Source organism: Mesoterricola sediminis (assembly GCF_030295425.1).
Lineage (GTDB): Bacteria > Acidobacteriota > Holophagae > Holophagales > Holophagaceae > Mesoterricola > Mesoterricola sediminis.
The window spans coordinates 2,218,362-2,237,796 of the sequence record NZ_AP027081.1; the positions used below are offsets into that span (position 1 = coordinate 2,218,362).

A 19,435-nucleotide genomic window follows, 5' to 3' on the forward strand; every position below is an offset into this window, starting at 1 on the left:
GGCCCCGGCCTTCCGCCGGGGGGGCCGATCAGCGGACCTTGGCGATCTTGAGGAGGGCGTCCGAGACGCCCACCCCGCTGGCGGCGAGGTTCCGGCTGTGGATGAGGAGCACGGGGCGGCCCGCTTCCCGGGCGATGGCGATCGCGGCCCCCGCGTCCAGCAGGGCGGGGTCGCCGGCGATCACCAGCTTGCCTTCGGCCAGGTAGGCCTCCAGTTGGCTCCGGTTGGCGGCCCAGGCGAGCGGCGCCTTGGCGTCGGGGGAAATGCCGCCCTTCTTGAGGGCCATGGCCAGGTCCAGGTCGCGGCAGGCCACGCGGCCCGGCGCCCCGGCGCTGACCGAGATGACCTTGAGGAAGGGAATGAGCTCTGCGGGGGCGATGGCGGGCGGGGCCGCGTTCAGGGCCGGGGCGAGGCAGAGGAGATGGACCAAATAGCTCATGGGCGGGCTCCATCCCGAGGATGGCCCGCGGCCATGACGCCCTGATGAACCGCCCGTAACTTCGGGCCCGCGGCCCGCGGGTCCCGGCGGTGGGGATCAGAAGAAGGGCTGGATCAGCTTGAAGCAGCCGGCGGCGGCCAGGGCGGAGGCGGGGATGGTCAGGACCCAGGCCACCATGATGTTGCCGGCCACGCCCCAGCGCACGGCGGAGGCGTTCATGCTGGCGCCGACGCCCATGATGGCGCCCGTGATGCTGTGGGTGGTGGAGACGGGGATGCCGAAGTGGGCGGTGGTGAAGAGGACGATGGCGGCGGCGGTCTCCGCGGCGAAGCCGTGGATGGGCCGGAGCTTCACGATCTTGCTGCCCATGGTCTTGATGATCTTCCAGCCGCCGCTGGCGGTGCCCAGGGCCATCATGGTCGCGCACCCGATCTTGACCCAGAGCGGCACCACCATGGCGTGGCCGGGGGCCACGTGGAGCTTGCCGTAGATGATCAGGGCCAGGCAGATGATCCCCATGGCCTTCTGGGCGTCGTTCTGGCCGTGGGTGAAGGCCATGGCGCTGGCGGAGACCAGCTGGAGCTTGCGGAACATGACGTTGACGCGGTTCTGGGAGACCCGGCGGAAGATCCAGAGGATCACCACGATGAGGATCATGCCCATGAAGAAGCCCAGGACGGGGGAGATGACGATGAAGGCCGCGATCTCCTCCAGCTTGGTCCAGTGGAGGGAATGCCAGCCGGCGTGGGCGACCACGGCCCCGGCGAGCCCGCCCATGAGGCTGTGGCTGGTGCTGGAGGGGATGCCGAAGTACCAGGTGAGCAGGCCCCAGAAGATGGAGGCCACCAGGGCGGCGATGATGACCTGGGGCACGACGAACTGGGCGTCCGCGATGCCCTTGGCGATGGTCGTGGCCACGTGCGTGCCCAGGAGGGCGCCGCCGAAGTTGAGGATGGCGGCCATGACGATGGCGTTCCGGGCGGAGAGGACGCCGGTGGAGACGACGGTGGCGATGGCGTTGGCCGTGTCGTGGAAGCCGTTGATGTAGTCGATGGCCCAGGACAGGAGGACGATGAGTATCAGGGACAGGATCATGGGGGCGGCCGGCCTCAGGCGTTGCGCATGACGGTGGAGCCCACCACCTTCGAGACGAGCTCGATGCGGTCCGTGGCGTCCTCGAGGAGGGCCAGGATCTCCTTCCACTTGATGAGCTCGATGGGATCCTTGGGGTTCTCGAAGATCTCGGCGAGGGCCGCGTGGAAGACGGCGTCGGCCTGGTTCTCCAGCTCGTTGCAGCTGAGGATCCGCCGGCTGATGGTCTTCTCGTCGCTCAGGTTCCGCAGGTGGCCGATGAGGGGCCGCAGCTCCTCGGCGCCGGCCTGCATGAGCTTGCCCAGTTCGATGGCCAGGGGCATCACGTGGGTGATCTTGTAGAGGATCATCCGCTCGCAGACACCGTCCAGGCAGTCGACCACGTCGTCCAGGGCGTGGGCCAGGTGGAGGATGTCCTCCCGCTCGATGGGCGTGACGAAGGTGCGGTTCAGGCGGTCCACGATCTGGTGGGTGATCTCATCGCCCGCATGCTCGAAATCCTTCATCTTCCGGCGCATGGCCACCCACTCGCCGGGAGTCTGGCGGGACTTGAATTCGCTGGTAAAAAAGCGAGCAGCCTCCGTGAGGTTGTCGGCGGAGGCCTCCAGGAGATCGAAAAAGACGAATTCCCGGGGCTTAAGCCAGCTGATGAGCGAATTCAGGGACATGGGGGGCTCCAAGTCGGTCCAACCCTTCCATTGTGCCCTGCGCCCCCCGCATCACCTAGGGGAATGGTCACATCTCAGGCGTCGACGCTCCCCATGCGGTAGCCGACGCCCACCACCGTCTCGATGAGGGAGGCGGCCTCGCCCAGCTTGGCGCGCACCCGGCGCACGTGGGCGTCGATGGTGCGGCTCTCGCCCAGGTATTCCAGGCCCCACACCTGCTGGAGGATCTTCTCCCGGCTCAGGACCCGGCGGGGGTTCTGGAGGAAGTAGGCCAGCAGCTCGAATTCCCGCCGGGTCAGCTCCAGGGCCGTCCCGTCCACCCGGGCGATGTGCTGGTCGAGGTCCACGGAGATGGGCCCGAAGGTCAGGTGCTGGGGCTTCTCGCCGGGGGCGAGGAAGGAGGCCCGGCGGAGGATGGCCCGGATCCGGGCGACCAGTTCCCGGCTGGAGTAGGGCTTGGAGATGTAGTCGTCGGCGCCCAGCTCCAGGCCCAGCACCCGGTCGATCTCCTCGTTGCGGGCGGTCACCAGGACCACGGGCAGGGCGCGCAGCTTGGCGTCGGCGCGGATCATGCGGAGCACGTCCAGCCCGTCCACGTCCGGGAGGGTCAGGTCCAGGAGGACGACGTCGGGGCGGGCCGTGGTGCCGGCCGACCCGTGGGCGAGATGGCGCATGGCCTCCTTCCCGGTGCCGAAGCCGCTGACGGAGAAGCCCTCCCGGCGGAGGTGCTCCTCGAGGCCCAGGCGGATGTCGGCGTCGTCTTCGAGCAGGAGGAGGTGGGGCATCGGGGCTCCGTTCAGGATTCCGGTTCGGGGTTCGCCTGGAGGTAGGGATGCTTGACGTTCACGCCGCCGATGATGAAGAGGACCTCCTCGGCGATGTTGGTGGCCTGGTCGGCAATCCGTTCCCAGTTCTTCAGGACGATGATGAGGTGGCTGGCCCGCTCGATGGAAGCGGGATCCTCCTTCATGACCTTCAGCAGGTCCCGGTTGATCTGGATGTAGAGGCCGTCCACGGAGTCGTCCGCCTCGATGACCGACCGGGCCATCTCCGCGTCCCCGTTGACGAAGGCGTCCACGGCCCGGCGGACCATGACGGCCGTCTCCTCCCCGAGCCGCCGCAGGTTGCCGCCCAGGTCCAGGGGGGGCATGGGGTTCAGGATGAGGGCCCGGCGGGCGATGTTGGTGCAGTGGTCCCCGATCCGCTCCAGCTCCGGCACGATCTTGAGGGTGGAGGCGATGAGGCGCAGGTCGGAGGCGAAGGGCGCGCGGAGGGCCAGGAGGTCGATGCAGGCCTGGTCCAGGCGGAGCTCGAGCTCGTCCACCTTCTTGTCCAGCTCGTTCACCTGGCGGGCCTTGGCGTCGCTGCGCTCGATGAGCGCCTCCTGGGTGAGGCCGATCATCTCCTCCACCTGCCCGGCCATGGCCAGGAGGCTGAACTTGAGGTCCCTGAGCTCGTTGTCGAAGTGCCTGGCCATCAACCGAATCTCCCGCTGATGTAATCCTCGGTCATGCGTGCCACCGGGTTGGTGAAGACCTTCTCGGTCAGGCCGGTCTCGATGAGTTTACCCATCCAGAAGAACGCGGTGAAGTCACTGACCCGGGCCGCCTGCTGCATGTTGTGGGTCACGATGACAATGGTGAAATTCCGCTTCAGCTCGAAGATCAGCTCCTCGATGCGGCTCGTGGCCAGGGGGTCCAGGGCCGAGCAGGGCTCGTCCATGAGCAGCACCTCGGGCTTCACCGCCAGGGCCCGGGCGATGCAGAGGCGCTGCTGCTGGCCGCCGGAGAGGCCGAGGGCGCTGTCCTTGAGCCGGTCCTTCACCTCGTTCCAGAGGCCGGAGGCGATCAGGCTGCGCTCCACCGCCTCGTCCAGGACGGACCGGTCCTTGACCCCCTGGATGCGCAGCCCGTAGGCCACGTTCTCGTAGATGCTCTTGGGGAAGGGGTTGGACTTCTGGAACACCATCCCCATGCGCTTGCGGAGGGAGATGACGTCCACCCCCGGCGCGTAGACGTCGTCCTCGCCCACCGTGACGCTGCCTTCGATGCGCACGTTGCCGATCAGGTCGTTCATGCGGTTGATGCACCGCAGCAGCGTGCTCTTGCCGCAGCCGGAGGGGCCGATGAGGGCCATCACCGAGTGCTCCCGGACGTCCAGGTTGATGTCGAACAGGGCCTGCTTCCCGCCGTAGAACAGGTTGAGGTCCTGGATGCGCACCAGGGGCGGGGCGCTGAGCACCGCGGTGTCGGTGAGGGGCACCTCGCTGACCTTGGGGGCCGCCTGGACCACCGGCGGACCCCCTGGCGAGGCCGGGGCTCCGGCCGGGAGGGGCTCCGGCACGGCAGGTTGGGGGTCGAATTCCGTCATGGTCGCTCCGGCGGACATCAGAAGGCACCTCCGCCCATTCTGGCGCGGAGCCGGCTGCGCAAGCGTAAGGCGAAGAGGTTGAGGACGACAACGATCAAGAGCAGGAGGAGGGCGGTCATGAAGACCATGGGCTTGGCGGCCTCGCTGTTGGGGCTCTGGAATCCCACGTCATAGATGTGGAAGCCCAGGTGCATGAACTTGCGGTCCAGGTGCAGGAAGGGGAAGGTGCCGTCCAGGGGCATGGAGGGGGCCAGCTTGACCACGCCCGTGAGCATCAGGGGCGCCACTTCGCCTGCCCCCCGGGCCATGGCCAGGATGAGGCCCGTCAGGATGCCGGGCATGGCGCCGGGGATCACCACGTTCCAGAGGGTCTGCCACCGGGTGGCGCCCAGGGCGAGGCTGGCCTCGCGCTGGCTGCGGGGGACGGCGGCCAGGGCCTCCTCGGTGGCCACGATGACCACGGGGACGGTGAGGAGGGCCAGGGTCAGGGCGGCCCAGAGGATGCCGCCCGTCCCGAAGGTGGGGGAGGGGAGGCGGTTGGGGAAGAAGATCCGGTCGAGGCTGCCGCCCAGGCCGTAGACGAAGAAGCCCAGGCCGAAGACGCCGAAGACGATGGAGGGGACGCCGGCCAGGTTGTTGACCGCCACCCGCAGGGTGCGGAGGACGAGGCCCTGCCGGGCGTACTCCCGCATGTAGAGCGCGGCCATCACGCCCAGGGGCACCACGAGGACCGACATGATGAGGACCATCATCACCGTGCCGAAGATGGCCGGGAAGATGCCGCCCTCGGTGTTGCTCTCGCGGGGGTCGTCGGCGACGAATTCCGCCAGGCGGGAGAGGTAGACGCGGACCTTGCCCCAGGTGCCGAGGCGGTTGGCGGGGATGACGCGCAGGACGGAGGCCACGGGGAGGGTCTTGGTGGAGCCGTCCGAGGCCTCCAGGGTCACGGTGTCGGCGGCGGCCTGGGTCCGGAGGGCCTCGATGCGGGCCTGGACGGCCTGGTAGCGCTCGGTGAGGGTCCGGTTCCGGGCCTCGAGCCCGGCCCGCTCCGCCTCGGGGGCGCCCTTGAGGTCCAGGCGGACCTCCTCCAGGGCCAGGCTCACGGGGGTCAGCTCGGACTTCTCCAGGCGGTGGATGCGCCGGGCGGTGTCCCGGGCGCCGGGGAGCAGCTGCCCGAGGATGTCGAGGGGGGCGCCGGGGAGGGCCTGGCCGCCCCGCTCCACCGCCTTGACCCGGCCGATGAAGGCGCCGTACTCCAGGCGCTCGATCTCCACGACGTCCGCGGGGTGGCGGGTCTCCTGGATGGCGCTGCGGGGGATCCAGCGGTAGTCCTGGCCGAACACGTCCCGGTTCCCGGTGCGCACCTGCACCTGGTCCGGCTCCCGGGCCGTGATCTGGCCCAGCACGGGGCCGTCCGCGGTGGCGAGCTCGACGACGGGGGCGGGCCAGAAGAAGCCCAGGCCCTTCACCGAGATGTAGCCCACCAGACCGAAGATCATGACGAGGGAGAAGGCGAGGGCCGCCCCCGACAACCAGATGAAGGCGCTTCCGCGGCGGCGCCATTCGCTGAAGGTGGCCATCAGAACGTCTCGTAGCGCTTGCGCAGGCGCTGGCGGACCAGCTCGGCTGCGGTGTTGAGGAGGAAGGTCAGCGCGAACAGGAGGGCCGCGGTGAAGAACAGGAGGCGGTAGAGGGTGCCGTGCACCGGGGCCTCCGGCGTCTCCACGGCGATGTTGGCCGCCAGGGTCCGCATGCCGTTGAAGGGGCTCCAGTCCAGGACGGGCGTGTTCCCCGTGGCCATGAGCACGATCATGGTCTCGCCGATGGCCCGGCCCAGGCCCACCATCACGGCGCTGAAGATGCCGGGGCTGGCGGTGGGCAGGACCACCCGCCACGCGGTCTGCCAGGGGCTGGCCCCGCAGGCGAGGCTGGCGGAGGCCAGGGAGCGCGGCACCGCGGACAGGGCGTCCTCGCTGATGGTGAAGATGATGGGGATCACCGCGAAGCCCATGGCGAAGCCCACCACGAGGCTGTTGCGCTGGTCGTAGGTGAGGTGGTGGGCGGAGAGGAGCCAGGTCCGGAAGTCGCCGCCCAGGAAGGCCCGCTCGAAGAGGGGCCCGGCCTTGACGGAGATGAGGGCGGCCGCCGCCAGGAGGGGCACCAGCCAGAGCACCTCCCAGCCCGTGCCCCAGCCCAGGCGGACGCGGTTCGGCAGCTTCCGCCAGAGGGGGAGCAGGACCAGGCCCAGGCCCAGGCTCACCGCGGGCAGGACCAGGAGCACCGTGGCGGAACGCTCGAACAGCGGCGCCAGGACCAGGCCCGCCAGGAAGCCCAGGACCACGGAGGGCAGGGCGGCCATGATCTCCACCAGGGGCTTGATGATGTCCCGCAGGCCGGGGCTGGCGAACTGGCTCGTGTAGAGGGCGCCCAGGATGGCCAGGGGCAGGGCGAACACCATGGCGTAGAGGGTGCCCTTCAGGGTCCCGAACACCAGCGGGACCAGGCTCAGCTTGGGCTCGAAGTCGTCGGTGCCGCCGCTGCTCTGCCAGACGTACTCGGCCTTGGGATAGCTCTCGTAATGGACCTTGCCCCAGAGGGCCTGTCCGCTGATTTCGGGGTGGGGGGCGTCCAGGCTCCATTCCCGGAGGGGGCCGCCGGCGACGGCGGCGTAGATGCGGTCCCCGCGGGGGGACAGGGCCCCTGCGGTGATCGCGCCCGCGTGGGGGGCGGCGAAGAGGCGGCGCTCCGTGGTCAGGTGGTCCACGGCCAGGCCGGTGGCGCTCCAGGCCAGGAAGCGCTTGTCCCGCTGGGAGGCCATGAAGCCCTTCACGGGTCCGTCCAGGGGCTGGAAGCGGTGGAAGAGCTGGAGCTGGGCGGGGCCTTCGGCCCGGATCAACTGGCACGCGACCATGCCGCCGCGGGCCCCGCCCACCAGGAGGGAGGTCTGGCCCAGGGCGAAGCCGAGGGCGGTGACGGGCTCGCCGACCTCGACCGTCGCGGCCGCTTCGGGCGCGTCCTCCAGGAGGATGGCGTGGACGGCGCCCTGGCGGGTGCCGGCGAAGAGGAGGGTGCCCTTGGGGTTCCAGGCCGCGCAGGTGGCGTCGGCCCCCTCGGGCAGGGGCAGGGGCTTCCAGGCCAGGGCGGCCTGGGCGGAGGCCTCCGTTTCGGCCCAGACGAGGCGGCCCTGGGCATCCAGGGCGGCCAGGCGCCACCGGCCGGCGTCGGCGAGGCCGCCCCCTTCCACCGGGTGGGCGGCGAGGAGCCGGACGTTCCCGGCCGGCATGGCTCCGGTCCAGCGGGCTTCCAGGCCCCAGGGGGCCGTCGCCTCCCCGGACGGAGCGCTCCAGGCCAGTTCCAGGAAGAAGAGGCGCCCCTGGGCGTCCACCACCGCGCACCGCCCCTGGGCGTCCAGGGGCGTGGGGGCGGTCCAGGGCAGGGCGGGGGCCGCCGAGGCGGCGGGCGTGATTGGCTGCCCGTCACCCAGGGCGGCGAGGCCGGTCCGGGGATCGAGGCTGGCGATGCCCCGGCCCGTCTCGTCGACGGCGAGGGCCGCGCCGGGGGGGAGGGCCCCCGGCGCGAGTTCCCGGCTGCGGGGGGAGCGGAACAGGGGCAGGGCCTCGCTGCCGATGAAGACGAGGATGCCCAGCACGGCCGCGATGATCGTCATCCCGCCCAGGGTGATGACCCAGTGCATGATGCCGTCCAGCCGCTTGGCCCTGTCGAGGATGCTGCTCATGGGGTGCGCTCCCCTCCCGGGATCAGGCTACTTGAGAAGGGCCAGGTTCTGGTCGATGACCTTCTTGGGCAGGGGGTAGTAGCCGTCCTTGACCACGATCTCCTGGCCCTTGCGGCTGAGGACGAACTTCAGGAACTCCCGGACCAGCGGATCGCCGCTCTTGGGGTTGAAGTAGATGTAGAGGTAGCGGGCCAGGGGGTACTTGCCGTTGAGGGCGTTCTCGTAGGTGGGCTCGAAGAACTGCTTGCCGTCGCTGGAGAGGGCCAGGGCCTTCACGTCGGAGGTGCGGTAGCCGATGCCCGAGTAGCCGATGGCGAACTTGTCCGTGCCCACGCTCTGGACCACGGAGCTGGAGCCGGGCTGCTCCTTGACGGTGTCCTTGAAGTCGCCCTTCTCGAGGGCGTGCTCCTTGAAGTAGCCGTAGGTGCCGGAGGCGCTGTTGCGGCCGTAGAGGCTGATGGGCTTGGGGGCGAACTCGGCCTTGAGCCCCAGCTCGCCCCAGGTGCGGATCTCGCCGGCGCCGGACTTGCGGGTCTTGGAGAAGATCCCGTCCAGCTCCTTGACGGTCAGCTTCGTCAGGGGGTTCTTCTTGTTGACGAACACGCCCAGGGTGTCCAGCGCCACGGCGACCTTCACGGGCTTGACCTTGTGCCGGGCCTCGAACTTGTCGATCTCCTCCTTCTTCATCTCGCGGCTCATGGGCCCGAGGTGGGAGGTGCCCTCGACCAGCGCCGGGGGGGCGGTGCCGGAGCCCTTGCCCTCGACCTGGATCTTGACGGCGGGGTACTCCTTGTTGAAGGCCTCCACCCAGAAGGTCATCAGGTTGTTCAGGCTGTCGCTGCCCACAGAATTGAGGTTGCCGCTGATGCCCGGGGCCTTCTTGTAGGGCGGGATCGCGGCGTCCACCTTGACGGCCTTGTCGGCGTGGAGGGCGAAGCCCACCGCGAGGCAGGCGATCATCCGGATGGCCTTTTGCATGTGCTGCTCCTTTACGTGAGGATTCCAGCATCCCCGCCGCCTGCTTCCATCCTGGGACAGGCCTGTAAAATGCATGTAACCTCGCGCGAATTCAAGGTCTGTTGAATCCCCCCCGGGAAGGGCTGTCCTGAAAAGACTTATTATTCCTTGCCCCGGAAGGGGGCCGATGGGACAATGGCGCCAGCCAAGGCAGGCCGGTCCCTGACCGCGTCACCTGGGCCCATCGATCCGGCTGTCCGGCGCTATCCGGTGCCACCCTTTCCAATCTCTCTCATTTCAAAACTTACATCAACCCATCGTGAAGCCCGACCGCCTTGCACGGCCGAGGGCCTCTTACCAGGAGATCCGGTTTGCCCAGAAAAACCATGCTCATCAATGCCACGGACTCGGAAGAGATCCGTGTCGCGACCCTCGTGGACGGGGTGCTGTCCGACTTCGACATCGAGTTCGTCCACAACGAGAAGATCAAGGGGAACATCTACAAGGCCAAGGTGGTCCGGGTGGACCAGAGCCTCCAGGCCGCCTTCATCCACTACGGTGGCCAGAAGAACGGGTTCCTTCCCATCGGCGAGCTCCCCCGCGACCTGGTGAGCCCCGACGGCCGCCGCGGACGCATCCAGGACCTGCTGAACCGGGACCAGGAGATCATGGTCCAGGCCGTCCGCGAGGAGATGGGGTCCAAGGGCGCCATGATGACGGCCCAGATCTCCCTTCCCGGCCGCTACCTGGTGCTCACCCCCGGCAACCCCACCAACGGCATCAGCCGCAAGATCGAGAGCCGCGAGGAGCGGGAGCACTTCAAGAAGCTCATCGACGAGCTGGAGATCCCCCGCAGCTTCGGCGTCATCGTGCGCACCGCCAGCCTCGGCGTGACCAAGGAGGACTTCCAGCGCGACCTGGACTACCTCCTGGACACCTACAAGGAGGTCCAGGCCCGCTACAAGCACCGCCACGGCCCCGGCCTCGTCTGGCAGGAGGACGACGTCGTCACCCGCACCCTCCGCGACACCTTCTCCAAGGACGTGGAGGAGGTCCACATCGACGACCTGGAGACCTTCCACGCCGCCCAGGGCTTCTTCAAGCGCACCATGCCCCAGCACCTGGGGGTCCTCAAGCACTACCTGGGCAAGAAGCCCCTCTTCTCCAAGTACGCCACCGAGGAGCAGATCGACCGCATCTACGGCCGCAAGGTGCCCCTCCCCAGCGGCGGCGCCCTGGTCATCGACCAGACCGAGGCCCTGGTGGCCATCGACGTGAACTCCGGCAAGACCTCCGGCGACAACGTGGAGGACATGGCCTTCAAGACCAACATGGAGGCCGCCGAGGAGGCCGCGCGCCAGCTCCGCCTCCGCGACTTGGCCGGCCTCGTGGTCATCGATTTCATCGACATGAAGCGCGAGGGCAACAACCGCGCCGTCATGGAGCGCCTCGTCCAGTGCCTGGAGGAGGACAAGGCCCGCATGGAGGTCGGCAAGATCAACCGCTTCGGCGTGCTGGTCATGACCCGCCAGCGCCTGCGGCCCAGCCTCCAGAACGTCACCCACGAGACCTGCCCCACCTGCCAGGGCACGGGCAAGGTCAAGAGCCTCGAGGCCCTCGTCCTCAGCGTCGTCCGCCGCCTCAAGGCCATCCTGAGCCGGGACGCCATCGCCGAGATCCGCGTCAAGCTGGCGCCGGCCATCGCCCTGGCCGTCCTGAACCAGAAGCGCAAGGACCTGGCCGAGCTGGAGGACCTGCACGACGCCCGCATCGTCATCGTGGCCGAGGGCGGCATGCCCTACGGCGAGATGGCGGCGGAGATCGAGCGCGCCGAGGAGGAGCCCGCCGAGAAGGCTCCCGCCCGCCAGGAACGCCGGGCCGACCCCGAGGACGAGACCGTCGTCCTGGGCGGCGACAGCCCCATCTCCTTCGAGAAGGCCCTCGGGGGCGAGGAGTCCCGCAAGGGCCGCGTCCGGGAGGCCCTGCCGGCCGCCGAGGCCCCGGCCGAGATCCGCTACGACCGCCGCGACGCCCAGCGCGCCGCCCTGGAGGAGCGGGAGCGCCTGCGCGCCCTCTTCGAGAGCGCCAAGCCCGAGGATGAGGCCCCCGAGGCCGCCGCCGGACCCGCCCCCGAAACGGGCAAGGCCTCCGGCGGCCGCCGCCGCGGCCGTGGCCGCGGCAAGGGCGACGCCCCCCGCGCCGAGGCGACCGCCCCGGTTCCGGCCGCCGCCGAGCCGGCCCCCGTGCCGCCGGTGCCGGTCCCCGCCCCCGAGCCCGTCTTCGTCTCCGCCCCCGTCGCGCCCGAACCCGAGCCCGGGACCCCCGAGCCGCCCCCCCTCCTGCTCACCGCCGACCTGGTGGCCGACCTCCTGACCCCCGCGCCGCGCCCCAAGTTCAAGCGCGCCGAGGAGGCCGCCCCCGCCCCCGAGGCGGCGCCCGCCGCCCCCGCCAAGGCCAAGGCCAAGCCCGGCCGCAAGCCCAAGGTCGCCGTCGAGACGACCGAGGCTGAGGCCGTCGAGGCGCCCGCGAAGCCCAAGGCCAAGCCCGGCCGCAAGCCCAAGGCCGCCGCTGAAGCGACGGAGCCTGCCGCCGAGGTGAAGGCCACCCCCAAGCCCCGTACCCGCAAGAAATAGCGTGAGGTAACCCTTGCCCTTCGACCACCTCTACTGGCTGGCCCCCATGGCCGCCCTCGCCACCCTGCTCGGGGGGTGGTTGGTCGTCCGCTTCCTCCAGGGCCGGGGCAGCCTCATGCGGCACATGTCCGGCGTCGCCGCCGGCTACCTGATGTCGGTGACCCTGGTCCGCGTCCTGCCCGAGAGCGTGGAGCAGGGGGGCGAGGCCATGGCCCTCTGGGCCGTGGCCGGCTTCTTCCTGATCCACCTCCTGGAGCACGGGATCAGCCCCCACTTCCATTACGGGGAGGAGTCCCACAGCCACCACGGCACCCCCCTCACCGGCATCCTGGCCCTCCTGGGCCTGTCCCTGCACAGCTTCATGGACGGCATGTCCATCACCGCCGCCCAGCACACCCAGAGCGGGCTGGGGCTGATGGTGTTCACCGGGGTCCTGCTGCACCGGATCCCGGAAGGGGCCACCATCTCCTCGATCTTCCTCGTGCGGGGCTTCGGCAACCGCAAGGCCCTCATCGCCGCCGGCGTCCTGGCCCTCGCGGCCCTGCTCGGCTCCATGGGGCAGCACTACCTGAACATCCGCCTGGGTCCCGTGCTGGGACTCACCGGCGGCCTGAGCCTCTATGTCGCCTGTTCGGACCTCCTCCCGGAGGCCCAGAAGGAAAAAGGGTGGAAGAGCACGGCCGGCCTCGCTGTGGGCATCCTATTGTTCATGGCCATCCTGCACCTGGCCCCGCATCAACACCATGGCTCATGAACCGGCGGCGCTTCCAAGGCTGACGGCGATCCTCTGCGCGGCCTGCGCCGCCTGGGGGCAGGGCGCCCTGCCGCCCCTTCCTCCGCCTGTCCCGGACCTGGGGGCCCCCACCCCCGGCGAGCTCCTGCCCCTCCGCCCCCTTCCCGTCGAGGAGGGGCGCGAGGGGTCGGTGCGCATCCGCTACTGGGGCCGCAACGTCCAGGAGAGCCCCACGGGGTGGACCCTGGAGGACGGGGCGGTGGAGAGCCCGGATCTGCTCCTGCTGGCCGACCGCATCACCTACGCCACCGCCACCGGCGAGGTGGTGGCCGAGGGCCACATCCGCATGGAGGGCCCCGGCCTGCGCCTGCGCTGCGAGCGCCTGCGCATGGCCTGGAAGGAGAAGGTGGGCGAGGCCTGGGCCCTGGACATGGAACTGCCCCCGTCCTGGTACCTCAAGAGCCGGAAGGTGACCTTCAACACCCTCAAGCACTGGGACTTCGACCAGGTGGAGCTGAGCCCCTGCCCCCAGGAGCGGCCCGGCTGGAAGGCGCAGGTCACGCGCCTCACCGTCGACCTGGACCGCTACGCCACCCTCCGGAACCTGTGGATCTGGGTGGGCGGCGTGCCCACCCCCTACTTCCTGCCCTGGGCCGTGTACCCCGCCAAGGCGGAGCGCACGTCGGGCCTCCTCCCCTTCAGCCTCTCCTTTTCCGGCCCCATGGGCGCCTCCGTCCAGGTGCCCTACTACCAGGTCCTGGGCGACGCCGCCGACCTGACCGTCACCCCCGAGTACTTCACCCGCCAGGGGGTGCTCCTGGGCGCGGAGGGCCGGTGGAACCCCCTGCCCACGCACCAGGGCAGCTTCACCGGGCAGTTCATCCGCCAGCGCACCGATGACGCGCGGCGCTACCAGTTCAGCTTCAAGGAGGTCTGGCAGCGGGAGGACGGCTGGCAGCTCGCGGCCGATGTGAACCGGGCCTCGGACCAGTTGCTGGAGGCCGACTACGGCCAGGGCATGGCCCGCCTGGGCGGCACCCCCTTCGACAGCGCCTTCTACGTGGGCCGGGCCTTCCCCTGGGCCAGCTTCTCCCTGACGGCCTCCGAGCAGAAGACCTTCTTCAACACCTCCGATTCGCCGCTCTTCAACCCCAACTTCCCCAGTTCCCTCAACCGCCAGGTGCTCCCCAGCCTCCAGGTCTCCGTGTACCCGGTTCCCCTGGCCGCCTTCTACCTGGACGGGGGCCTGCGCACGGGCCGCATGACCTACAAGCTGGACCTGGCGCCCGAGAACGCCGCCGAGATCCCCAATGACACGTACGCCTGGCGCCGGGACGACGCCTTCGTGCGCTTCTACGGGCGCCTGGGCCAGTGGGGCCCCCTGCGCGCGGACGTGGAGACCCTGGGCCGCTACACCCGTTACTCCCACTCCCTGGGCACCTCCCTCTTCGACGTGGGGAACGCCTCCAGCGGGAACCTGGCCCTCACCGCCAGCCCCTTCGTGGTGGACGCCCAGGCCGAGGACCGGCTGCTGGGCTCGGCCCGCCTCCTGCTGTCCGGCCCGCCCTTCGGGCGATCCTGGGACCGGGTGTCGCTCCTGGGCTACACCGGGGAACTCAAGCACGTCCTCAGCCCCTACTTCGCCGTCACCGTCAACTCCCGCAGCGCCACGGACGCCCGCATCCCCCACTTCGACGATGTGGACGCCCAGCCCGGCGTGGCCGGGAGCGCCGCCGGGGAGCGGAGCCTGGAACTGGGGGTGAAGCAGCACTTCCTGGGCCGTCCCGGCCCCACCGCCTCCTTCCTGGACCTGGTGCGCTGGCGCGTGTCCGCCAAGTACCACATGACCCCCATCCTCCTCAACGACGGCCGCGTCCTGAAGGGGTGGGCCACCGTCGACAACGACATCGACGTCGAGCCCAGCGACCGCCTCCGCATCAGCTTCCGCCGCAGCTCGGACATCGCCGACAGCGACGCCGACCAGTCCCTGTCCGCCGACTACCGGGCCGGGGACGGCACCCGGTTCCGGCTGGCCTACTTCTCCACCGGCATCAACCGCCTCCTGGTCAAGCAGAAGGGCATCCAGCTCGGCGGCCTCAAGCGCCTGTGGGGGGACACCCTCCGCCTGGAATTCCAGGCCAACTACGACTTCAAGAACCGCCAGTTCGCGGGGAGCCAGGTGGCCATCGCCCACATCACCCCCTGCGTGGCCACCTCGCTCCGCTTCTCCCACATCGGCCTCAACATCCCCGGCTCCGTCACCAAGGAGGACCGCCTGGACCTCGTCCTGACCCTGCGGGGCCTGGGCGACCTGGGCAAGTTCACCTTCTGAGCCCGACGCCCGGCGCCAGGCCGGGCCGGGCGCGGGGGATGCCGGCCTTGCGCATGCGCCCCCGGAGGGTGCTGGGGTGGAGGCCGAGCAGGTCCGCGGCGCCGCCGGGCCCGTCGATGCGCCCTCCGGCCCGCTCAAGGGCCTGGAGGATGTGGGTCCGTTCCAGCTCCGCGAGGGTGGGGAAGGGGCGCCCCTCCGGCGCCGCGGCCGGCTCCAGGCGGTCCGCCACCCGCAGGGTGTCCCCGGGGGAGGTGAGCACCGCCCGCTCCAGGACGTTCTCCAGCTCCCGGATGTTGCCGGGCCAGGGGTAGGCCATCAGCCGCGCCAGGGTGCCCTCCGGGATCGTCCGGATCTCCTTGCCCGCGGCCCGGGCGAACCGGTCCACGAAGGCCGCCGCCAGCCGGGGGATGTCCTCCCGGCGCTGGCGCAGGGGCGGGAGGAGGATGGGGAAGATGTGGAGGCGGTAGTAGAGGTCCTCCCGGAAGCGGCCCCGGGCCATCTCCTCCTGCAGGTCCCGGTTGGTGGCGGCCAGGATGCGCGCGTCCACCCGGATGGGCCGCGGGTTGCCCAGTCGGCAGAACTCCTTCTCCTGGAGCACGTGCAGCAGCTTGGCCTGGAGTTCCAGGGGCAGGTCCCCCACCTCGTCCAGGAAGAGGGTGCCCTTGTCGGCGAGTTCAAAGCGGCCGATCTGCTGGGCGCTGGCCCCCGTGAAGGCCCCCTTCTCCCGGCCGAAGAGCTCGCTCTCGATGAGGTTGGCCGGCAGCGCCGTGCAGTTGACGTAGACCAGGGGCCGGTCCCGCCGGGGGCTCCGCGCGTGGATGGCCCGGGCCAGGAGGCCCTTGCCCGTGCCGGTCTCCCCCAGGAGGAGGACCGTCGTGTCCCGGGCCGCCACCGCTTCCAGCCGGGCGAAGACCTCGGCCAGGGCCGGGCTCGCCCCGATGAGCCCCTCCGGCGTGGGGGCCGGGGGCGCCCCCAGGGGCACCAGGGTCCGCTCCGCTTCCAGTTCGCGCCGGAGGCGCTCCACCTCGGCCCGGGCCTGGGCCAGGGCCGCGGCCCAGGCGCCCCCGTCGGGGGCGTCCGCCGCGTTCCGGGGCGCCTCCAGGACCGGCGCCAGGGCCCCCCGGTCCGGCGCGCCGTCCATCTCCGCGAGGAGGGCCTCGAGCAGGGAACGCAGGCGCCTCACGGGCGTCTCCCGGAGGCCGGTTCCGGCCGGAGCGAGGGCGGGGCAGGGCGTTTCACGTGGGCGTCTGGAAAGGGGATCTCAATGGGCCGGCGGGGGCCGGGCCACCACCATGACAGAGCCCCGGCCGGGTTCCAACCCCGCGCCGGCGCGACGTGTTCGGCCGTTCCGGCGCCGCGCTGTCAAATGCGAAGGCCCCATCGTATGTGACCGTGGCCTCCCGGGGGCCCCCTGACTGGACATCGGTTTCAAACCAAGCCGGTCCAAGGATTTCAGTCAGAAATGGGTCCTGGCACGATCCCGGCCTTGACCCGGGCGCGGGTCGCAGGCTGGTGGCACCCGTCGCACGTTCAACCTTCTTTTCCAAAGGGGCATTATGTACCGACGTCTACTCGCTGTTTCCCTCCTCGGGAGCACCCTCGCGTTCGCGGCCCAGGGTGACCAGTGGCTGGTCCTGAAGGGCGCCTACACGCGGTTCGACAACAGCGTCCACCTCAAGGAGCAGGGAGGGCTCGGGATCGGGTACGGCAGCTGGCTCACCGACAACGTGGGCCTGGACTTCTCCCTGATCCGGAGCGACCTCAAGTCCGACCTGCCCACCGCCACGGGGAGCGGCACCCAGCACCAGCTCCTGGGCAGCGTCCTCATCGGCTTCCATCCCGAGGGGTACCGGGCCTTCCCCTACTTCTCGGCGGGCATCGGGGGCACCCGCATCGACCGGCCCTTCTCGGGCTCGGACCACGACACCACGCGCCTCAGCTACCACGCGGGGCTGGGCGCCCAGTTCCGCGTGGGGTCCTGGGGCACCCTGACCCTGGACTCCAAGTACGTGCGCACCCAGGCGCTGGTGGCCCGCAACGACTGGGTGACCACCGTGGGCTTCGGCTTCGGCTGGGGGAACGGGCCCCGATAGGCGACCCGCTCCCCGCCCGCGCCCGGCGGGGCCACCCCGCCGGGCGCCCTTTCCAACCAGGAGGAAGAACCATGGAAAAGACCACCGCAACCAGCCTCTTGAGGGACGATCACCGCAAGGTGGAGGACCTCTACCGCCGCTTCAACCAGACCCAGGACTACGGGCAGCGGGTGGGCCTCGCCGAGGACATCTGCAAGGAGCTGGAGATCCATGCCCGCCTGGAGGAGTGCCTCGTGTACCCGGACCTCGCCCGGGAAGGCGCGCCCACCGGCATGGCCCGGCACTTCGGCGATGAACATGGCACCGTCAAGCGGCTCATCAGCCAGGTGCGCATCTGCCACGCGGGGCAGGCCCCCGCCTTCGCGGAGGACGACGCGCTCGTGGCCCGCATCATGGCCAGCATCGAGCACCACATCCAGGAGGAGGAGGGCACCGCCTTCCCGCGCCTGGAGCAGGATCCCGACCACAACGCCTCCCTGGGGGCGGACCTGGCGACCCTCAAGATGAAGTTGAAGATGTGCCCGCCGGTCTTCGAGGCCATCGACGTGGAGGTGCCCGCCCGCGTCGCCTACAACCAGTGGACCCAGTTCGAGGCCTTCCCCCGCTTCCTGGACGCCGTGAAGGAGGTTCGCCAGCTGGACGATTCCCACGTGCAGTGGCGGGTGGAGATCGCCGGCAAGGACTTCGGCTGGACCGCCGAGATCTACGAGCAGATCCCCGACGAGCGCATCGCCTGGAGCAGCGTGGACGGGGCCATCAACGCGGGTTCGGCCACCTTCCGCCCCCTCGGGGAGGGGGCCTGCCGGATCCTCGTGGAGATGGCCTACGAACCGAAGGGCCTCGTGGAGGACCTGGGCGCCATGCTCGGCACGGTCTCGCGCAACCTGGCGGCGGCCCTGCGCAAGTTCAAGGACTACATCGAGACCACCTGCCGCGAGGACGGCGCGTGGCGGGGGGACATTGCCGGCAACCCGGTGGATCCCGAACTGGCCCGCCAGGGCCTGCCCAAGGAGGAGCCGGGCACTCCCCGTCCCCTGCCCGGCCTTTGATACCTGCGGACGGCGCCCCTGCCGTCCGCTTTTCCGGAGTTCCCATGAAAGCCCACGTGCTGACGATCCTGCTCGCCACCGGCCTCGGGGCCGCGGCCCAGCAGCCGCCTCCCACCCCACCGCCCGATCGGCCTACCCACGAAGGGCGCACCCATAAGCACGCCCAGGACCAGGGCGCGGCCGATGCCGACACCGCCCTTGCCCGCCAGATCCGCAAGGAACTGAAGGAGACCAAGGGCCTCAGCGCCAAGGCCCGGGCCCTCAAGGTGGCCGCCAAGGGCGGCCAGGTCACCCTCCGGGGGACCGTGGCCACCGCCGAAGAAAAGGACCAGGTGGAGGCCATCGCCCGCCGCCTGGCCGGAGAAGGGAAGGTGACCAGCGAGGTGAAGGTGAAGAAGGCCCCCTGATCCGCGTTCGTCGCGCGCCCAACCCCCGCGCGGTTTCCCGCCCATCCGTGATCTCCGTCCCCGGGAATCCCGGTAGGCTGGAGGCATGCAGTTCGCGGGTTCTTGGGCACGGTGGATCCTCCTGGCGGCACTCGGGGCGGGGGGGCTGGCGCAAGGCGTCGAACCCCCGTCCCCCTCCGCCGCCGCCATGGCCTTCGCCGAGTCCCTGCCCGGCCTGGATGCCTTCACCGTGCTGTCCCTGTACCGGGGCTGGCGCGTGGGGGCCGTGTCCAACCGCGGCCAGGGCGGGCGCCCCGCCACCCAGGTCTTCGCGCTGCGGAAGGAAGGCGCCCGGTGGAAGCGCGCCTACCTGGAGTCCTTCGAGGACGCCTACAACGTGCGCGTCGAAGCAAGGCCCGGCGTCCACTACAAGGGGGCGCCGGTGGTGTTCGTGTGGATGCAGTACGGGGCGGCGGGCGAATCCCTGGCCGTCTACGGCATCCGCCGCCGGGAATTCACCCGGCTGCAGACCCTGTCCGCCGCGAGCTTCAGCTGGCATGACGGGGGGCCCGTCCTCCTGGCCCACCCGGCCGAAGGGGATCGGCCCCAGACCGCCTACCGCTGGACCGGCACCCAGTTCGTGGAGACCGAAGGCGCGGCCCCGCAGGGAGGGACCCATCGCGGGGCCGCGTCGGGCGCGGCTTCCGGCCGGTCCTGAAAGGCATGGCATCAGCCCGGCTGTTCCCAGGGCCGCCAACGTGCCATACTGGGTCCGTTGCGATGTGCGCAACGAACCAACACTTCAGGGCGGGGTGAAAGTCCCCACCGGCGGTAGGACGCGGCCCTCAGGCCCGTCGAGCCCGCGAGCGCCCGCAGCAGCGGGGACAGCAGATCCGGTCGAACTCCGGAGCCGACGGTCATAGTCCGGATGAGAGAAGGAGGGGCAC

The 19,435-nt window shown here is 70.3% G+C and carries 17 protein-coding genes and 1 riboswitch; of the genes, 7 read left to right on the plus strand and 10 right to left on the minus strand.

Annotation, left to right across the window (positions count from 1 at the left end):
- Positions 1–28: 28 nt before the first annotated feature.
- From R2J75_RS09815 to R2J75_RS09855, 9 genes are all read right to left on the minus strand, one after another.
- Positions 29–439: a YfiR family protein gene (locus R2J75_RS09815; RefSeq protein WP_243331091.1), complete on the minus strand. Its 411-nt coding sequence runs from the start codon at positions 437–439 to the stop codon at positions 29–31.
- A 96-nt stretch (positions 440–535) separates the two neighbouring features.
- Positions 536–1,534 (minus strand): inorganic phosphate transporter, encoded by a 999-nt coding sequence (locus R2J75_RS09820; protein ID WP_243331093.1) that lies wholly within the window; start codon positions 1,532–1,534, stop codon positions 536–538.
- Between the two features lie 14 nt (positions 1,535–1,548).
- Complete coding sequence (locus tag R2J75_RS09825; RefSeq protein ID WP_243331095.1) at positions 1,549–2,199, minus strand: DUF47 domain-containing protein; 651 nt, start codon at positions 2,197–2,199, stop codon at positions 1,549–1,551.
- 74 nt (positions 2,200–2,273) lie between these two features.
- Positions 2,274–2,984, minus strand: a complete 711-nt coding sequence (locus R2J75_RS09830; protein ID WP_243331097.1) for a response regulator transcription factor — start codon at positions 2,982–2,984, stop codon at positions 2,274–2,276.
- Positions 2,985–2,995: 11 nt separating this feature from the next.
- Complete coding sequence (gene phoU, locus R2J75_RS09835) at positions 2,996–3,676, minus strand: phosphate signaling complex protein PhoU (RefSeq protein WP_243331099.1); 681 nt, start codon at positions 3,674–3,676, stop codon at positions 2,996–2,998.
- Positions 3,676–4,569, minus strand: a complete 894-nt coding sequence (gene pstB, locus R2J75_RS09840) for a phosphate ABC transporter ATP-binding protein PstB (RefSeq protein WP_243331103.1) — start codon at positions 4,567–4,569, stop codon at positions 3,676–3,678. The genes phoU and pstB overlap by 1 nt, the downstream gene beginning before the upstream one ends.
- Before the next feature lie 17 nt (positions 4,570–4,586).
- On the minus strand, positions 4,587–6,149 hold the full coding sequence (pstA, locus tag R2J75_RS09845) for a phosphate ABC transporter permease PstA (RefSeq protein ID WP_243331106.1): 1,563 nt from the start codon (positions 6,147–6,149) through the stop codon (positions 4,587–4,589).
- On the minus strand, positions 6,149–8,305 hold the full coding sequence (locus tag R2J75_RS09850; RefSeq protein WP_243331107.1) for an ABC transporter permease subunit: 2,157 nt from the start codon (positions 8,303–8,305) through the stop codon (positions 6,149–6,151). Before R2J75_RS09850 ends, pstA begins: the two co-directional genes overlap by 1 nt.
- Before the next feature lie 27 nt (positions 8,306–8,332).
- The gene (locus tag R2J75_RS09855; protein ID WP_316411586.1) at positions 8,333–9,283 is read right to left on the minus strand and encodes a PstS family phosphate ABC transporter substrate-binding protein; all 951 of its coding nucleotides are present in this window, start codon (positions 9,281–9,283) and stop codon (positions 8,333–8,335) included.
- A 365-nt stretch (positions 9,284–9,648) separates the two neighbouring features.
- Here R2J75_RS09855 and R2J75_RS09860 point away from each other — a divergent pair, with 365 nt between their 5' ends.
- From R2J75_RS09860 to R2J75_RS09870, 3 genes are read left to right on the plus strand one after another with little or no spacing between them, the layout of a single operon-like run.
- Complete coding sequence (locus R2J75_RS09860; protein WP_316411587.1) at positions 9,649–11,895, plus strand: Rne/Rng family ribonuclease; 2,247 nt, start codon at positions 9,649–9,651, stop codon at positions 11,893–11,895.
- A gap of 13 nt (positions 11,896–11,908) precedes the next feature.
- Complete coding sequence (locus R2J75_RS09865) at positions 11,909–12,649, plus strand: ZIP family metal transporter (protein ID WP_243331113.1); 741 nt, start codon at positions 11,909–11,911, stop codon at positions 12,647–12,649.
- Positions 12,639–14,960: an LPS-assembly protein LptD gene (locus R2J75_RS09870; RefSeq protein WP_316411588.1), complete on the plus strand. Its 2,322-nt coding sequence runs from the start codon at positions 12,639–12,641 to the stop codon at positions 14,958–14,960. Before R2J75_RS09865 ends, R2J75_RS09870 begins: the two co-directional genes overlap by 11 nt.
- Here R2J75_RS09870 and R2J75_RS09875 read toward each other — a convergent pair.
- The gene (locus R2J75_RS09875; protein ID WP_316411589.1) at positions 14,950–16,143 is read right to left on the minus strand and encodes a sigma-54 interaction domain-containing protein; all 1,194 of its coding nucleotides are present in this window, start codon (positions 16,141–16,143) and stop codon (positions 14,950–14,952) included. The genes R2J75_RS09870 and R2J75_RS09875 overlap by 11 nt on opposite strands.
- A gap of 373 nt (positions 16,144–16,516) precedes the next feature.
- On the opposite strand from R2J75_RS09875, the gene R2J75_RS09880 reads away from it, so the two are divergent.
- The 4 genes from R2J75_RS09880 (at position 16,517) to R2J75_RS09895 (ending at position 19,206) form a co-directional block, all read left to right on the plus strand.
- The gene (locus tag R2J75_RS09880; RefSeq protein ID WP_243331116.1) at positions 16,517–17,053 is read left to right on the plus strand and encodes an outer membrane beta-barrel protein; all 537 of its coding nucleotides are present in this window, start codon (positions 16,517–16,519) and stop codon (positions 17,051–17,053) included.
- 71 nt (positions 17,054–17,124) lie between these two features.
- Positions 17,125–18,102 carry an SRPBCC family protein gene (locus R2J75_RS09885; RefSeq protein ID WP_243331119.1) on the plus strand — a complete coding sequence of 326 codons (978 nt, stop codon included), beginning with the start codon at positions 17,125–17,127 and terminating at the stop codon, positions 18,100–18,102.
- Between the two features lie 44 nt (positions 18,103–18,146).
- Positions 18,147–18,509, plus strand: a complete 363-nt coding sequence (locus R2J75_RS09890) for a BON domain-containing protein (protein ID WP_243331120.1) — start codon at positions 18,147–18,149, stop codon at positions 18,507–18,509.
- 187 nt (positions 18,510–18,696) lie between these two features.
- A complete protein-coding gene (locus R2J75_RS09895) occupies positions 18,697–19,206 on the plus strand; it encodes a hypothetical protein (RefSeq protein WP_316411590.1) in 510 nt (169 codons plus the stop codon).
- A gap of 78 nt (positions 19,207–19,284) precedes the next feature.
- Positions 19,285–19,429, plus strand: a riboswitch (FMN riboswitch).
- The last annotated feature ends 6 nt before the right edge of the window (positions 19,430–19,435 follow it).

Coding starts and splice junctions, on each gene's coding strand:
- R2J75_RS09815 (WP_243331091.1), bottom strand. CDS start 439: ATGAGCTATTTGGTCCATCTCCTCTGCCTCGCCCCGGCCCTGAACGCG.
- R2J75_RS09820 (WP_243331093.1), bottom strand. CDS start 1,534: ATGATCCTGTCCCTGATACTCATCGTCCTCCTGTCCTGGGCCATCGAC.
- R2J75_RS09825 (WP_243331095.1), bottom strand. CDS start 2,199: ATGTCCCTGAATTCGCTCATCAGCTGGCTTAAGCCCCGGGAATTCGTC.
- R2J75_RS09830 (WP_243331097.1), bottom strand. CDS start 2,984: ATGCCCCACCTCCTCCTGCTCGAAGACGACGCCGACATCCGCCTGGGC.
- phoU (WP_243331099.1), bottom strand. CDS start 3,676: ATGGCCAGGCACTTCGACAACGAGCTCAGGGACCTCAAGTTCAGCCTC.
- pstB (WP_243331103.1), bottom strand. CDS start 4,569: ATGACGGAATTCGACCCCCAACCTGCCGTGCCGGAGCCCCTCCCGGCC.
- pstA (WP_243331106.1), bottom strand. CDS start 6,149: ATGGCCACCTTCAGCGAATGGCGCCGCCGCGGAAGCGCCTTCATCTGG.
- R2J75_RS09850 (WP_243331107.1), bottom strand. CDS start 8,305: ATGAGCAGCATCCTCGACAGGGCCAAGCGGCTGGACGGCATCATGCAC.
- R2J75_RS09855 (WP_316411586.1), bottom strand. CDS start 9,283: ATGCAAAAGGCCATCCGGATGATCGCCTGCCTCGCGGTGGGCTTCGCC.
- R2J75_RS09860 (WP_316411587.1), top strand. CDS start 9,649: ATGCTCATCAATGCCACGGACTCGGAAGAGATCCGTGTCGCGACCCTC.
- R2J75_RS09870 (WP_316411588.1), top strand. CDS start 12,639: ATGGCTCATGAACCGGCGGCGCTTCCAAGGCTGACGGCGATCCTCTGC.
- R2J75_RS09880 (WP_243331116.1), top strand. CDS start 16,517: ATGTACCGACGTCTACTCGCTGTTTCCCTCCTCGGGAGCACCCTCGCG.
- R2J75_RS09885 (WP_243331119.1), top strand. CDS start 17,125: ATGGAAAAGACCACCGCAACCAGCCTCTTGAGGGACGATCACCGCAAG.
- R2J75_RS09890 (WP_243331120.1), top strand. CDS start 18,147: ATGAAAGCCCACGTGCTGACGATCCTGCTCGCCACCGGCCTCGGGGCC.
- R2J75_RS09895 (WP_316411590.1), top strand. CDS start 18,697: ATGGCCTTCGCCGAGTCCCTGCCCGGCCTGGATGCCTTCACCGTGCTG.